This is a genomic window from Actinokineospora cianjurensis (genome assembly GCF_003663795.1).
Lineage (GTDB): Bacteria > Actinomycetota > Actinomycetes > Mycobacteriales > Pseudonocardiaceae > Actinokineospora > Actinokineospora terrae.
The window spans coordinates 188,680-202,640 of the sequence record NZ_RCDD01000007.1; the positions used below are offsets into that span (position 1 = coordinate 188,680).

Genomic DNA, 13,961 nt, shown 5'->3' on the forward strand with positions numbered 1-13,961 from the left:
GGCTATTTCCGCTGCCCGGAGAACGGTGAGCGGATAGGGCTGGTTCGCCATACCGGAAATCCCATACCCAGGAATGCTCGATGGGGCGGACTTCCTGTGCGCGGGGGGACGGCACCGTAGCGTCGTTCGCGGACAGGGAAAGGCCCCCGGGAGGGCGCGTCCCGGGGGCCTTGGCGCGCGGACCGTCAGCGGACCTGGCGGGCGAACATCCTGGTGGCCCAGGTGACCGTCAGCGCGGCCAGGGCGATGACGATCAGCATCCCGGCCCACACCGACACGTCCCCCGGGTTGCCGGTGAACAGCGACCGGGTGCCGTTGGTGGTCCAGTAGATCGGGTTCCACTCGGCGATCGCCACCAGCCAGCCCGGGGCCAGCGACAGCGGCAGCAGCACGCCCGAGAGCAGCGACAACGGCTGCGACACGCTGTTGATCAGCGGGCCGAGGGCCGCTGGCGACGGGATCAGCATGGCCATCGCGTAGGACAGCGCGCAGGCCATCAGCGCCATCAGGGCCAGCATCACGTAGGCCAGCATCAGCCAGCCGAAGTGCACCGTCAGCCCGAACGGCAGCGCGACCACGGTGATCACCACCGCCTGCCCCATCAGGGTCACGACCTCGGAGAACGCCCGGCCCAGGATGAGCGCGGTGCGGCTGACCGGGGTCACCCTGGAGCGCTCGATGACCCCCGAGCGCAGCTCGCCGAGCAGCCCGAACCCGGCGAAGAAGCCGCTGAGCAGCACCAGCACCACCAGCAGGCCGGGCACGTACACCCGGTAGGCGTCGGCGTAGGTCTGCGCGCCGGTGGGGGCCAGCGCGGTCTTGAGCAGCGGGGCGAACAGCACCAGGTAGGCGATGGGCTGCACGAACCCGATCACCAGCCGGGCCGGGGTGCGCCACACCAGCAGCATCTGGCGGGTGAAGACCAGCCAGGTGTCACGGAGGAACTTCATGTCCAACTCCTACTTGTCCCGCAGCGAGCGGCCGGTCTTGATCAGGAAGACGTCGTCGAGGCTGGGTCGGTGCAGCTCCACGGTGTCGAAGTGGATCTCGCCCGCGTCCAGCACCCGCATGATCTGCGGCATCGCGGTGGTGCCGTCGTCGACGTAGAGGCGCAGGCCGTCCTCGCCGAGTTCGAGTTTGCGCACGTAGTCGTGCCCGTCGAGCAGCTCGGCCGCCTTCGGTCCGCTGCCGTTGAGGCCCACGGTCACCACGTCGCCCGCCACGCCGTGCTTGAGCTCGGTCGGGGTGCCGATGGCGACGATCTCACCGTGGTCGATGATCGCGATCCGGTCGCACAGCGCGTCGGCCTCCTCCAGGTAGTGCGTGGTGAGGAAGACGGTCATGCCCGCGTCGCGCAGCCTGCGGACCTCGTCCCACAGGTGCGCCCGCGACTGCGGGTCGAGGCCGGTGGTCGGCTCGTCGAGGAAGAGCACCTTGGGCTCGTGGATGATGCCCATCGCGATGTCCACCCGGCGGCGCTGGCCACCGGAGTAGGTGCGGCACTGGCGGTCGGCGAACTCGGTCAGCTCGAAGGCGGCCAGCGCCTTCTCGGTCCGCTCGATCGCCTCGGCCTTGCCGATCCCGTACATCCTGGCCTGCAGGACGAGCTCCTCGCGGGCGGTGACCTCGTCGGTCGTGGTGCCGCCCTGCGGGACGTAGCCGACCTTGGTCCGCACCGCGCCCGGGTCCTCGCGCAGGTCGGCACCCGCGATGACGGCCTCACCGCCGTCGGGTTCGAGCAGCGTGCACAGGATGCGGGCGGTGGTGGTCTTGCCCGCGCCGTTGGGGCCGAGGAAGCCGAAGATCTCCCCCTCGGCCACCGACAGGTCGACGCCGCGCACCGCCTCGACGGTGCGGGTCTTGCGCCGTTTGCCCAGCGTGAAGGACTTGCGCAGTCCCTTGACCTCGATCATGACGTGCTCCTGCTCATGCCGGCTGCTGCCGGCGACCGGGTGGCCAGCTCCGCCAGTGCCGCCGCGGCGGCGTCGGCTCCGCCCGCCTCGGCGAACGACTCGCGGACCTGGGCGGCGGCGACCCGGTGGGCCGGGTCGCCGAGGACTGTGGTGATGGCGGCGCGCAGCCGACCGGCGTCCGCCCTGGCGAAGCCGACCCGCAGGCCGGCGCCCGCGGCGACCACGCCGTTGGCGTTGATCGGCTGGTCGTGCCGGATGGGGGCGACCACCAGCGGGACGCCGTGCGCGAGGGACTCGCAGACGGTGTTGAGGCCGCCGTGCGAGACGACCAGGTCGACGCGCGGCAGCAGGGCCAGCATCGGCACCCTGGTCCGCGCGATCAGGTGCGGGGGCAGGTCGGGCAGCACCTCCGGTGGGGCTACGAAGATCGCTTGGAGCTGCTCGCCCAGCGGGGCCAGCGCGGCGGCGGTCTCGCGGAGGAACCGCTCGGAGACGTCGTCGGCGAGGGTGCCCACGGACACCAGGACGTGCTGTTTGCCCTGGTCCAGCCACTCCCAGGGGAAGTCGGGCTGCCCTGGGCGCTCGGCCAGGATCGGACCGACGCCGATCACGTCGTCCGGCAGGGCCGCGGTCAATGCCCGGGTGGTGCAGGCGAGCGAGAGGTACGGGGAGAACCGCAGGTCGAAGTACTCGTCGGCGGGCAGCCCTGCCTTGGCCCACAGGTGCCGCAGCCTGCCGTGCAGCCAGTCCAGCACCCGCGGCATCTCGGCCAGCGGCTCACCCAGTTCCATCGTCGACGCGGCCAGCGTCGCCCACGGCACGCCCAGCCGGTGCGCCATTATCGCCCCCGCGGGGGAGTGCTGGTCGACGACCACCACGTCCGGTCGCGCGTCGAGCACGGCCTTTTCCACGGCGGGCAGGCTGAAGCGGGCGAACGGCACGATGAACCGGTCCCACACCGAGCGGATCGCGGCCACGCCGTGGTCGGCCTGCGGCCGGTGCAGCCTGGTCCCGGTCGGGTGGACCACCGCGTCTTGGCCGAGCATCGGGCGAAGGTGCAGCTCAGGGCCGCACCAGGCGACCTCGTGGCCCCGCGCCGCCAGTGCCGCGCCGAGCCCGATGGTGGGGTTCACGTGGCCCGCGAGCGGGGGCACGACGAACAGGAAGCGGCTCACGCGCGCGCTGCTCCATCCCTGACTCGGTCGACGACCTGCTCGACGGTGAAGGTGCTGATGGCGTCCAGGTCCAGGCCGCGCACGTGCTCGGCCAACCCGACCTCGGCGCCCAGGTGCGCCGACAGCGCCGCGTCCACCCGGACCAGGTCGAGGCTGTCGAACCGCAGATCACCCTCCAGCGTGGCGTTCGGCGTAATCTCCGGCGGGCATCCGCCGCACGGTCCCACGACCTCTCGGAGTATTCCGGCGACTTCCTCGAATAGCGCCACGCGCGCCCTCCAAACAACTGCCCACTTGCGCGTCAAGGTACCGCACCGACCTAGGGCAGTCACGAAGAATCTGACCGCGGGTGAATGGTCGGCATGTGGAGTATTGACACTTTCCGAGCGGCTCCCAACAATGCCCGCTAGAAGCACGACGCGGCGGGGAGTAAAGCAGGATGACGGAGAAGATCCTCGTCGATTTCCACGGGACCGGCTCCGGGGTGGGTGAGCTCACCTGGGGCCAGCGCACCGTGTGGCGCACGGTGGTCAAGACCGGCCGCTCGGAGACGATGGGCGGTGTCACGCCGCTGCCCGCGGGTTCCACCATCGAGCAGTCGGTGCTGGTGCTGCGGTACGTGATGGGCAGGCACGAGTCGCTGCGCACCCGGCTGGTGTTCGACGGGCCCGGTGGCGGTCCGCGCCAACAGGTCCACGAGACCGGCCAGGTCGCGCTGTCGGTCGTGGACGCGGGTGGCGAGGACCCGGCGGCGGTCGCCGAGCGGGTCCGGCTGGAGTACGAGGACACCGACTTCGACTACGCCGACGAGTGGCCGGTGCGGATGGCGGTGATCACCGAGGGCGGCGTGCCGACCCACTCGGTCGCGGTCTACAGCCACCTGGCCATCGACGCGCACGGCCTGGAGGCGCTGGTCACCGATCTGTCCACGATGGACTGGACGACCGGTGGGCCGACGCTGCCGCTGGCGGCGACGCAGCCGCTGGCGCTGGCCGAGCAGCAGCGCAAGCCCACCGTGCTGCGCAACAGCGACGCGGCCATCCGCTACTGGGAGCGGGTGCTGCACACCGTCTCGGCCAAGCGGGTCGAGGGTGAGTCCGACGACCACCGCAGCCCGCGCTGGGGCGACCTGACCCTGCGGTCCCCGGCGGCGTGGCTGGCGACCAAGGCCATCGCGGCCCGGCTGCGCACCGACACCTCGCCGATCCTGCTCGCCGGGTACGCCAGCGCGCTGGCCAGGACCGTGGGCAACAACCCGGTCGCGGTGCAGATCGCGGTGAACAACCGGTTCCGCCAGTCGCTGGTCGGGTCGGTCAGCACCATGGCGCAGACCTGCCCGCTGATGGTCGACATCGCCGACGTGACCTTCGACGAGGCGGTGCACCGCGCGCGGCAGGCCACCATGGTCACCTACAAGTACGCCTACTACGACCCGGAGAAGCGGGCGGCCATGGTCGACCGGGTCGCCGAGGAGCTCGGCGGTCGGGTCGAGATGGACACCTACTTCAACGACCGCCGCCCGCCCGGCCGCGACGAGCGCGACATCACCGCGCCGCCCGCCGCGGAGATCCTGGCCGCGCGCGAGCAGACGTCGCACGAGTGGGTCATGTGGACCGATGTGGACAGCCCGCTGCTCTACCTCGACGTCGACGCCGAGCCGGACGCCGTGGTGTTCACCCTCACCGGCGACACGACCCGGGTCTCGCCCGAGTCGATGCTGCGGCTGCTCACCGAGATCGAGTCCGTCCTGGTCGACGCCGCGCTCGACCCGACCGCGATGACGGGCGTGCGGTCGTGACCGCGCTGGTCGAGGTCGCCGCGCACCTGCCACCGGACCGCGTGTCGCTGGAGGAACTGGCGCCGCGCTTCGGGTTGACCGAGCGCCAGGTCCGGCTGTTCCGCCGCTTCCACGGGCTCGACCAGGTCTGCCTCGACACCGACGGCACCCTGCTCGACCTGCTGGTCGCGGCAACCGGCGGGCTGGAGACGTTGCGCGGCAACGAACACCGGGTCAAGTACGTCCTGTACGCGCGCGGGATGCCGGTCTCGGTGCCGTACCCGAACAACCCCCTGCGCGAGCTGTGCGCGAAGCTCGGTCTGGACCACGCGCTGTCGTTCACCGTGACCCACCAGGCTTGCGCGACCGGCTTGCTGGCGCTGGACGTCGCCGGTCGATTGCTGGCGTCCGACCCCGATCCCGACGCGTTGGCGCTGGTGGTCTCGGGGGAGAAGACCTTCACCCCGGACGCGATGCTGGTGCCGGAGACGGCGGTGTTCGGCGAGGGTGCCGCCGCCGCGCTGGTCGCCGCGGACGGCCCGTCCGACCGGGTGCTGTCCTACGCCACGCTCGTGCGCGGCGACTTCGACGGCAGGCTGATCATCGACCCGGACCTGGCGGCGCGGTTCCAGTACGAGTACCCGCAGCTGTTGTCCGAGGTGCTGCTGGCCGCGGTCGAGCGCGCCGGGCTCACCCTCGACGACATCACGCTCCTGTTGCCGCACAACGTGAACTCCGTGTCGTGGCGGCGGGTCGCCAAGCGGATCGGGTACCCGGTCGAGCAGGTGCTGCTCGACAACGTGCCGGTCACCGGGCACAGCTTCGCCGCCGACCCCTTCCTGAACCACCGCACCGCCCTGGACCGGGGGCGGCTGCGGCCGGGGGACCGGTACCTGGTCGGCGCCGCCGGGCTGGGCGCGACGTTCTCCGCGATGGTCTTCGAGCACTAGCGTGATGGGAGGACCCGTGGGGTCTGTTGAGGCAGTTGGAGCCACCGAGTCCACTGTGGACGCCGAGCTGCTCGGCCGGGTCGCCGACAGCATGGCCGAGTTGTTGCCCAGGGTGCTCAAGCGGGAGGTCACCGACCTGGGGACCGACACCAAGCTGTTCACCGAGCTGGGGTTGAGCTCGGCGAGCACCCTGGAGCTGCTGCTGGAGCTCGAGGACGAGCTGGAGATCCAGATCGACGTCGAGGAGATCGACCAGGCCGACCTGGAGACCGTCGGCACCCTCGCGGCCTACATCGCCGCCCACACCGTCGCGGACGAGTGATGTTCACCTCCGGCCCTCCTGGGTCGCCCACCGGTCCTGCTCGGCTGGTTTCCGCGCACGCCAGGGTGTTCGGGGAGACCTCATCGACCGCGCTGGACCCGGCGTTGCGGCCGTTCCTCGCCGACCTGGTCCGCCCGTACGGCAACGCCCTGCGGGAAGACCTGCTGACCGAGGGTGTCGGCCACTCGTTCGGCGAGATGGCGGAGGCGATGCTGCCCGCGGTCGTCGGACCGGACGAGCCGGTCGACCTGCTGGTGCTCGCGTTCGCCATGCACGACCTGCGGTTGGGCCGGGCGACGGCCTGCTACCTCAGCGACCGGTGCCCCGGCACGCCGATGGCGTTCGCGGTGTGCGACCAGGGCAGCGGCGCGGCCTTCACCGCGCTGCGCCTCACCGAGTCGTACCTGGGCTCGGGAGCGTGTGAGCGGGCGCTGGTGGTGGTCGTGGAGCAGTCCGCGTTGCACTACGAACTCGGGGAGCCCGCGCCGATCCCGGACCGGCACACGGGAGTCGTCCTGCGGTTGGAGAGCAACGGAAATCCCCTCCGCGTCGGGCAGCACACCGGTGTCGACGCCCAGCGCGTCGCCCGGCTGCTGCGCGAGGACGTGGACCGACTCGGGCGCCAGGCGACCGTGGTCGCCTCGTCCAGGCTGGCCGAGGCAGCGCCGGGTGTGGCCGACGTGGTCGCCGACGCGGGACAGCCCTACACCGGGATCTGGTGGGAGCTGGCCGAAGGCGGGCACGACGGCCTCGTGGTGCTCGCCGACTACGAGCCCTCCCTCGGGCTGCTGTGCGCGGCCACTGTGGACATTTCGACCATCGATCATTCCGCTGTGGACTCGGCCGTGGTCGCGGTGGCATGATGGACGAGGTCAGCGTCTGGTTGGTTGATTCCGTTCTCCCGCAAGAAGTCCTCGACGAGTTGCACGGTCACCTCGACGAGGGCGAGCGGGAGCGGGCGGCGGGATCACACCCCGCGCGGCGGCGGGAGTTCATCGCCGCGCACGGGGCGGCCAGGGTGCTGACCGGGCGGGCGCTCGGGATCGCGCCGGGCGCGGTGCGCTGGCGGATCGGGCGGCACGGCAAGCCCGAGGTCGACGGCCTGCGGGTCAGCCTGTCGCGGTCCGAGGGGATGGCGATGGTCGCCTGCACCGCCCGGCGCGCGATCGGCGTCGACCTGCAGTGGATCGACGAGGGGCTGGACGTGGCGCGGGCCGCGGCCAGGTACTACCCGGGGGACGAGGCCAGGCACGTGGCCGACTGCCCACCACCGCACCGACCGGCGCGCTTCACCGGGCTGCTGGCCCGCAAGGAGGCGTGCGTGAAAGCCGCGGGCGGGCGGCTGTTCCCGGGTCTGCGGCTCCCGGTGCGCGAACGCGGTGTGGTTCACCAGGCGGACGGGCCATACCGGGTGCGGGACCTGCCCGCGCCGACCGGCTACGCGGCGGCGGTGGCGCTGGCGGGCGAGGACGACTACCTGGTGCGAGAGCACCGCTGGCCAGGACAGGGAGTGGCGCCATGAGTTCGGGACTGGGTGCGGGTCTGCCGCTGGAGACCGGGGTTCCCGGCGTGTTCTTGTCGCCGCCGGGCTTCGAGCGGGTCATCGGGCTGCTGCGCGACGGGATCGCCGCGCTGGCCGCCGACGAGCCGTTCCACCGGCTGGTGATCCCGCCGGTGATCTCCCGGGCGACCATCGAGCGCGCCGGGTACGTCGCCGCGTTCCCGAACCTGCTGGGCACCGTGCACGGCTACGGCGGCACGCCGAACGGCTGGGCCAGGCTGAAACCCCTGGTGGAACAGGGCGGTGAGTGGCACGCCCAGCAGCAGATCGGCGACCTGGTGCTGTTGCCAGCCGCCTGCTACCCGGTCTACGCGACCCTGGAGGGCAGGGCGCTCGACGAGCCCGCGAAGGTGACCGTCGAGGCGTCGTGCTTCCGGCAGGAGGCGACCAGCGAGCCGGGGCGGATGCGGTCGTTCCGGATGCTGGAGCTGGTCACCGTCGCCACCGACGAGCACTGCCTGAAGTGGCGCGCGGCCCGGCTCGACCAGGTCGAGGGCTGGTTCACCGAGCTGGGCCTGGCGGTGTCGGTCGAGGTGGCCGACGACCCGTTCTTCGGCCCCGGCCGCAAGGTCTACCAAGCGGCGCAACGGATGCAGGAGCTCAAGTGGGAGCTGCGCGTCCCGGTCGCCGACGGCACCGTGCAGGCCGTCGCGTCGGCCAACTACCACAAGGAGCACTTCGGCGACACCTTCGGCATCACCGCCGGTGGCGAGCCCGCGAACACCTCGTGTGTCGCGTTCGGACTGGAGCGGCTGGCGATGGCGCTGATCACCCGGCACGGTGAGGATTGCACGCAGTGGCCCGCGGACGTGCTGGCCGCGTTGGGCGGTGGTCGCCGTGCCTGAGGGTGTCGTCGCTCCCGCCAAGGTCGCCGAGGGGCTGGAGGTCGCCGGGATCACCGCGGTGCCCACCAGCGTCACGGTTCCCGTCGCCGTCGCTGACTCCGTCGAGCTGTACCGGACCATGCGGTTCATCCGCCGGTTCGAGGAACGCGCCATCGAGCTGGTGCGCGCGGGCGAGATCTTCAGCGGCATCCACCCGTGCATCGGGCAGGAAGCGGTCGCTGCTGGTGCTTGCGCGGCGCTCGACCCCGGTGACATCGTCTTGTCCAGCCACCGCGGCCACGGACACCTGCTGGCGAAGGGGACCGACCCGAGCCGCCTGATGGCGGAGATGGCGGGCAGGGTCACCGGGATCGACAAGGGCCGCGGCGGCTCGTTCCACCCGTCGGACTTCACCGCGGGCGTCTACAACTCGACCGGGACGGTCGGCCACGGCGCGGGCATCGCCGCCGGGATCGCTTGGGCCGCGGCGAAAGCGGGCGACCCGAAGGTCGTGCTGAGCTTCTTCGGCGACGGCGCCGTCACCCAGGGCGCGTTGTTGGAGGGATTCAACCTCGCCGCCCTGTGGCAGCTCCCGGTGGTGTATGTTTGTGAGAACAACCGTTACGCCACAACGCTTCCGGTGGAGGCGGCGGTGGCCGGGACGATCACCGGTCGTGGCGAGGCGTTCGGCATCCCGTCGTCGGTTGTGGACGGTCAGGACGCCGAGGTGGTGCACGCGGCGGTCGCGGAGGCGGTCGAGCGGGCCCGCGGCGGCGGCGGACCTTCGCTGCTGGAGATGCGCACCTACCGCTACCACGGTCACCACACCTTCGAGATGCTGGTCCGCCTCCGCTACCGCGAGCAGGCCGAGATCGACAGCTGGAAGGAGCGCGACCCGCTCGACATCCAGGCCACCAGGGTCGCCGAGGCCGACCGGGCGCGGATCGACGCGCAGGTCGAGCTCGACCTGGACGAGGTCGTCCGGTTCGCTGTGGACAGTCCACGGCCGGACCCGGCCGACGCCACGGACCACTACCACGCCGACGGTTTCCGACCGAGACCGGGCGTCTCGCTGTAGGGAAGGGGGTGCGCCATGCCCAAACTGTCCTACCTCAAGGCCCTCAACCGGGCGCTCGGCGACGAGATGGACCGCGACGAGTCGGTCTTCGTCCTCGGTGAGGACGTGAACTTCGCCCTCACCAACATCACCGCCGGGTTCCTCAAGCGCTACGGCCCCGACCGCGTGGTCGAGGTCCCGCTGACCGAGCAGGGGTTCACCAACTTCGCCACCGGCGCGGCGATGGCCGGGCGCAGGCCGGTGATCGAGTTCCAGATCCCGTTCCTGCTGCTGCTGGTGTTCGAGCAGATCACCAACCAGGCCAACAAGTTCCTGATGATGAGCGGCGGGCAGCGCAGCGTGCCGGTCACCTACCTGATGCCCGCGGCCGGGTGGCGGGCCGGGTGGGGCGCGCAGCACTCCGACCAGCCGTACAGCCTGTTCGCGCACATGGGCGTCAAGACCGTCCTGCCCGCGACCCCGACCGACGCGTACGGCCTGCTGACCACCGCGATCCGCGACGACGACCCGGTCGTGTTCTTCGGGCCGCTCGCCTCGCTCGGGGTCCGCGAGATCGTCGAGTACGCCGACCTGGCGCCGATCCCGCTGGGCAGCGGCCGGGTCCACCGCGCGGGCACCGACGTCACCGTGGTCGCCCTGGGGCACCTGGTGCACGAGGCGCTCGCGGTCGCCGAGGAGCTGGCGGACGAGGCGTCGGTCGAGGTGTGGGACCCGCGCTCGGTGTACCCGTTCGACTGGACCGGGCTGGCCGAGTCGGTCGCCCGCACCGGGCGGCTGGTGGTGTTCGACGACTCCAACCGCGCCTGCGGCATGGGCGCGGAGATCCTGGCCACCGCGGCGGAGGAGATGCGGCTGGTGGCCCCGCCCAAGCGCGTGACCAGGCCGGACGGCGCCATCGTCGGCGCGGTCCCCGAGCTGGACGTGGCGATCCAGCCCACCAAGGCGCAGTTGGCCGAGGCCGTGCGCGCGGTGCTCAAGAGCACGGGCTGGTGATCATGCGAGTGGAACGCGTCCCCGTTCCGTTCGACGGCGACGGCAGCGGCGAGGCCGAGCTGACCTGGGGTCAGATCGGGATCTGGCAGGCCATCGCCCGCTCGGGCGAGTCCAGGACCATGGGCGGGCTCACGCCGCTGCCGCCCGGGGTCACCGTCGAGCAGGTCGTCGCCACGCTGCGGTCGGTCGTCGGCAGGCACCAGGCGCTGCGCACCCGGCTGGTGTTCACCGACGGCAGGCCCCGGCAGAGCCTGGCCGCCTCTGGCGAGGTCGTGCTGGAGGTCGTCGACGCGACCGGGTCCGACCCGGCCGCGGTGGCCGCCGCCGTGCAGGAGCGGTACTCGAGCGTGCCGTTCGACTACGAGCACGAGTTCCCGGTGCGGATGGCCGTGGTCCGCACCGAGGGGGCGATCACCCACATGGTGGCGGTGTACCTGCACCTGGCGATGGACGCCGGTGGGCTGGAGGTGCTGATCCGGGAGCTGGCCAGCGATCCGGCGACGTTGCCGCCGGTCACCGCCGTGCAGCCGCTGGAGCAGGCCCGCGCCCAGCAGCAACCCGCCGCGTTGCGCCAGTCGGCCGCCTCGCTGCGCTACCTCGAACACGTGCTGCGGACGGTGTCGCCACTGCGCTTCGGTGAGCCGTCCGAGCTGCGGGACCCGACCTACCGGTTGATCCGCTACCGCTCGCCAGCCACCCGGCTGGCGGTGGACGCGGTCGCCAGGCGCGCCGGGATCAGCACCTCGCCGGTCCTGCTCGCCTGTTTCGCGGTCGCGCTGGCCAGGGCCGGGGCGAGCAACCCGGTGCTGGCGATGCTGATGGTGAGCAACCGGTTCCGGCCGGGGTTCGCCGAGTCGGTGAGCACGATCGTGCAGATCAGCCCCTACCTGATCGACGTCGCCGACATCACCCTCGGTGAAGCCGTCGGGCGGGCCGCGCGCAGCACCATGAACGCCTACAAGCACGCCTACTACGACCCGGACGCCCAGGACGAGGTGGTCGACCAGGTCGTCGCCGACCGCGGCGAGCCGATCGACTTCTCCTGCTTCTTCAACGACCGCCGCGCCGCCGACCGGGCGCCATCGGCAGGCCCGGAACCGACGGCGGACGTGCTGGCCTCGGCGCTGTCGCGGTCGTCGGCGCACTGGGAGGACGAGCCGGGCATGCCGCGGCAGAAGCTGTACCTGCACGTCGACGACGACCAGGGGTCCGCGTCGAGCCCGGCTGCCATCGAGCTGACCATGTCGGTGGACACCCGCTACTTCACCGCCGCCGAGACCGAGGCCGTCGTGCGCGGCATCGAGTCGGTGGCGGTGCGCACCGCGCTCGACCCGGACACGCCCACCGGCGTGCGGGGCGGGCCCAGGCTCCCGGCCACAGCGGTGGCCGGGGCGGACACTGGCGAGGGAGGTGCCCGATGATCGAGATCAAGTGAACCGCGCGGTAGCGCGGGGGCCTTTCCGCGCTCACTGAACGCCCAGGGTGCGGGGGCGGGTCGTTGGTGGACCCGCCCCCGCACCCACGCAACCCGGGAAGCTCGCATGCACAGGTTTGGCCCGGTCCGGCAGGTCTGCGTCATCGGCGCGGGCCCGCGCGGCCTCAGCGTCGTCGAGCGGCTGTGCGCCAACGCCGTGCAGCCGGTGGTCGTGCACGTCGTCGACCCGTACGTCGGGCGCGGCGGCCGGGTGTGGTCCACGAGCCAGCCCGCGTCGCTGCTGATGAACACGATCGCCTGCCAGGTGTCGATGTTCACCGACGCCACGGTGGACTGCGGTGGGCCTATCCGGCCTGGACCGAGCCTCTATGAGTGGGCGGTCAGCGGGCTGGCACCCGCGGAAGAGGCTGCCTCGCTGACTCCGAACTCTTATCCCACGCGGGCGTTCTACGGGCACTATCTGGACTGGTTCCTTGACCATGTCCGGCAGACGGCTCCACCGTGTGTGGAGGTCCGGTTGCACCGTCTTACCGCGATCGCGGTCGATGACTTCCCTGACGGCGGCCAGTGCGTGACGTTGTCCGATGGCACCACGCTTGCCGGTCTGTCTGCCGTGGTGCTGGCGCAGGGGCATGTGGATATGCCTCTTGGCGCGGTCGAGGCTCGGTTGTCCGACTTCGCTGACGCGCGCGGGCTTGGCTATGTGCCGCCGGGCAATCCGTCCGAGGTGGACCTGTCGGCGATCATGCCGGGCGAGGTCGTCGCGGTACGTGGCATGGGTCTCGCGTTCTTCGACTACCTGGCGCTTCTTACCGGCGACCGTGGCGGGCAGTTCAAGGAGCGCGCCGACGGGTCGTTGGCCTATGTGCCGTCGGGGCGAGAGCCGGTGATTGTCACGGGGTCGCGGCGTGGGGTGCCGTACCACGCGCGCGGGGAGAACGAGAAGGGCGCGTTCGGGCGGCACGAGCCGGTGTTCCTGACCGCGGAGGTGATCGCCGAGCTGCGCTCTAAGCCTGCCGTGTCGTTCCGGGACGACATCTGGCCGTTGGTCGCGCGCGAGGTCGAGCTTGTCTACTACCGGACTCTGGTGGGGGAGGAGTTCGCGGCCCGGTTCATCGCGGGCGAGCCGGGATTGGTCGAGGAGTTCGGGGTCGAGCCGTGGGACTGGGCGGCGGTGTCGAACCCGGATGGTGGGCGGCGGTTCGCGTCACCGGCGGAGTTCGAGGGCTGGCTGCTGGAGTTGCTGCGGGCGGACGTGCCGGGCGGGAACGTCACCGATCCTGTTAAGGCTGCCCTGGACGTGTTGCGGGACATGCGCAACGAGATCCGACTCGCGGTCGACCACGGTGGCATCACCGGATCCTCTTATCGCAACGACCTCGATGGCTGGTACACCCCGCTCAACGCTTACCTGTCGATCGGACCGCCCGCGCATCGAGTAGCCGAGCTGGTCGCGTTGATCGAAGCCGAGGTCGTGCGGGTCGTGGGGCCGGGCATGCGGGTAGACCTAGCCGACCGAGGTTTCCTGGTCAGCTCACCTCGGGTCGGTGGCTCCGCGGTGATGTGCACGACGTTGGTGGAGGCACGGCTACCTGAGGTCGACATCCGGCTGACGACAGACTCTCTTATCGCGTCCATGCTCGAACGGGGCGACTGCGTCCCCTACCACATACCTGATCCGTGTGGCGCGGTCGAGACAGGCGGCCTTGCCGTGACACCCCGCCCGTACCGGCTGTTGCGCGCGGACGGCACGCCCCACCCCAGCCGATTCGGATACGGTGTCCCTACCGAGTCGGTGCACTGGGTCACCGCGGCGGGGATCCGCCCAGGGGTGAACTCGGTGATCCTGGCCGACGCGGACGCCATCGCCAGGGCGGCGTTGGCGGCGACCAGCACCGCGCGACCCCCGGTGGCGCGGACGGCCTGAGGAGCT

At 71.4% G+C, this 13,961-nt stretch carries 14 protein-coding genes; 10 read left to right on the forward strand and 4 right to left on the reverse strand.

Going from position 1 to position 13,961, the window contains the following annotated elements; translation table 11 throughout:
• Positions 1-185: 185 nt before the first annotated feature.
• Genes CLV68_RS29350 through CLV68_RS29365 form a run of 4 tightly spaced genes read right to left on the reverse strand, consistent with a single transcriptional unit; the run spans position 186 to position 3,357 of the window.
• Positions 186-950 carry an ABC transporter permease gene (locus tag CLV68_RS29350; protein ID WP_092774431.1) on the reverse strand — a complete coding sequence of 255 codons (765 nt, stop codon included), beginning with the start codon at positions 948-950 and terminating at the stop codon, positions 186-188.
• Positions 951-959: 9 nt separating this feature from the next.
• A complete protein-coding gene (locus CLV68_RS29355; RefSeq protein WP_121394253.1) occupies positions 960-1,913 on the reverse strand; it encodes an ATP-binding cassette domain-containing protein in 954 nt (317 codons plus the stop codon).
• A complete protein-coding gene (locus CLV68_RS29360) occupies positions 1,910-3,088 on the reverse strand; it encodes a glycosyltransferase (RefSeq protein WP_121394254.1) in 1,179 nt (392 codons plus the stop codon). The genes CLV68_RS29355 and CLV68_RS29360 overlap by 4 nt, the downstream gene beginning before the upstream one ends.
• Complete coding sequence (locus CLV68_RS29365) at positions 3,085-3,357, reverse strand: acyl carrier protein (RefSeq protein WP_147460207.1); 273 nt, start codon at positions 3,355-3,357, stop codon at positions 3,085-3,087. The genes CLV68_RS29360 and CLV68_RS29365 overlap by 4 nt, the downstream gene beginning before the upstream one ends.
• A gap of 170 nt (positions 3,358-3,527) precedes the next feature.
• On the opposite strand from CLV68_RS29365, the gene CLV68_RS29370 reads away from it, so the two are divergent.
• From CLV68_RS29370 to CLV68_RS29415, 10 genes are all read left to right on the forward strand, one after another.
• Positions 3,528-4,886, forward strand: a complete 1,359-nt coding sequence (locus tag CLV68_RS29370) for a condensation domain-containing protein (protein ID WP_121394256.1) — start codon at positions 3,528-3,530, stop codon at positions 4,884-4,886.
• Positions 4,883-5,815 carry a 3-oxoacyl-[acyl-carrier-protein] synthase III C-terminal domain-containing protein gene (locus tag CLV68_RS29375; RefSeq protein WP_121394257.1) on the forward strand — a complete coding sequence of 311 codons (933 nt, stop codon included), beginning with the start codon at positions 4,883-4,885 and terminating at the stop codon, positions 5,813-5,815. Before CLV68_RS29370 ends, CLV68_RS29375 begins: the two co-directional genes overlap by 4 nt.
• A 16-nt stretch (positions 5,816-5,831) precedes the next feature.
• The gene (locus tag CLV68_RS29380; RefSeq protein WP_246010171.1) at positions 5,832-6,137 is read left to right on the forward strand and encodes a phosphopantetheine-binding protein; all 306 of its coding nucleotides are present in this window, start codon (positions 5,832-5,834) and stop codon (positions 6,135-6,137) included.
• The gene (locus tag CLV68_RS29385) at positions 6,137-7,000 is read left to right on the forward strand and encodes a 2-hydroxy-acid oxidase (protein ID WP_121394258.1); all 864 of its coding nucleotides are present in this window, start codon (positions 6,137-6,139) and stop codon (positions 6,998-7,000) included. The genes CLV68_RS29380 and CLV68_RS29385 overlap by 1 nt, the downstream gene beginning before the upstream one ends.
• On the forward strand, positions 7,000-7,659 hold the full coding sequence (locus tag CLV68_RS29390; protein ID WP_170224657.1) for a 4'-phosphopantetheinyl transferase family protein: 660 nt from the start codon (positions 7,000-7,002) through the stop codon (positions 7,657-7,659). The genes CLV68_RS29385 and CLV68_RS29390 overlap by 1 nt, the downstream gene beginning before the upstream one ends.
• Positions 7,656-8,543 (forward strand): class-II aminoacyl-tRNA synthetase family protein, encoded by an 888-nt coding sequence (locus CLV68_RS29395; protein ID WP_121394260.1) that lies wholly within the window; start codon positions 7,656-7,658, stop codon positions 8,541-8,543. Before CLV68_RS29390 ends, CLV68_RS29395 begins: the two co-directional genes overlap by 4 nt.
• Positions 8,536-9,600, forward strand: coding sequence for a thiamine pyrophosphate-dependent dehydrogenase E1 component subunit alpha (locus tag CLV68_RS29400; protein ID WP_246010172.1), 1,065 nt, complete (start codon positions 8,536-8,538; stop codon positions 9,598-9,600). The genes CLV68_RS29395 and CLV68_RS29400 overlap by 8 nt, the downstream gene beginning before the upstream one ends.
• A 15-nt stretch (positions 9,601-9,615) precedes the next feature.
• Complete coding sequence (locus tag CLV68_RS29405) at positions 9,616-10,593, forward strand: alpha-ketoacid dehydrogenase subunit beta (protein ID WP_121394261.1); 978 nt, start codon at positions 9,616-9,618, stop codon at positions 10,591-10,593.
• A gap of 2 nt (positions 10,594-10,595) precedes the next feature.
• Positions 10,596-12,014: a condensation domain-containing protein gene (locus tag CLV68_RS29410; protein WP_246010177.1), complete on the forward strand. Its 1,419-nt coding sequence runs from the start codon at positions 10,596-10,598 to the stop codon at positions 12,012-12,014.
• A gap of 120 nt (positions 12,015-12,134) precedes the next feature.
• On the forward strand, positions 12,135-13,955 hold the full coding sequence (locus tag CLV68_RS29415) for an FAD/NAD(P)-binding protein (protein WP_121394263.1): 1,821 nt from the start codon (positions 12,135-12,137) through the stop codon (positions 13,953-13,955).
• Positions 13,956-13,961 lie beyond the last annotated feature (6 nt).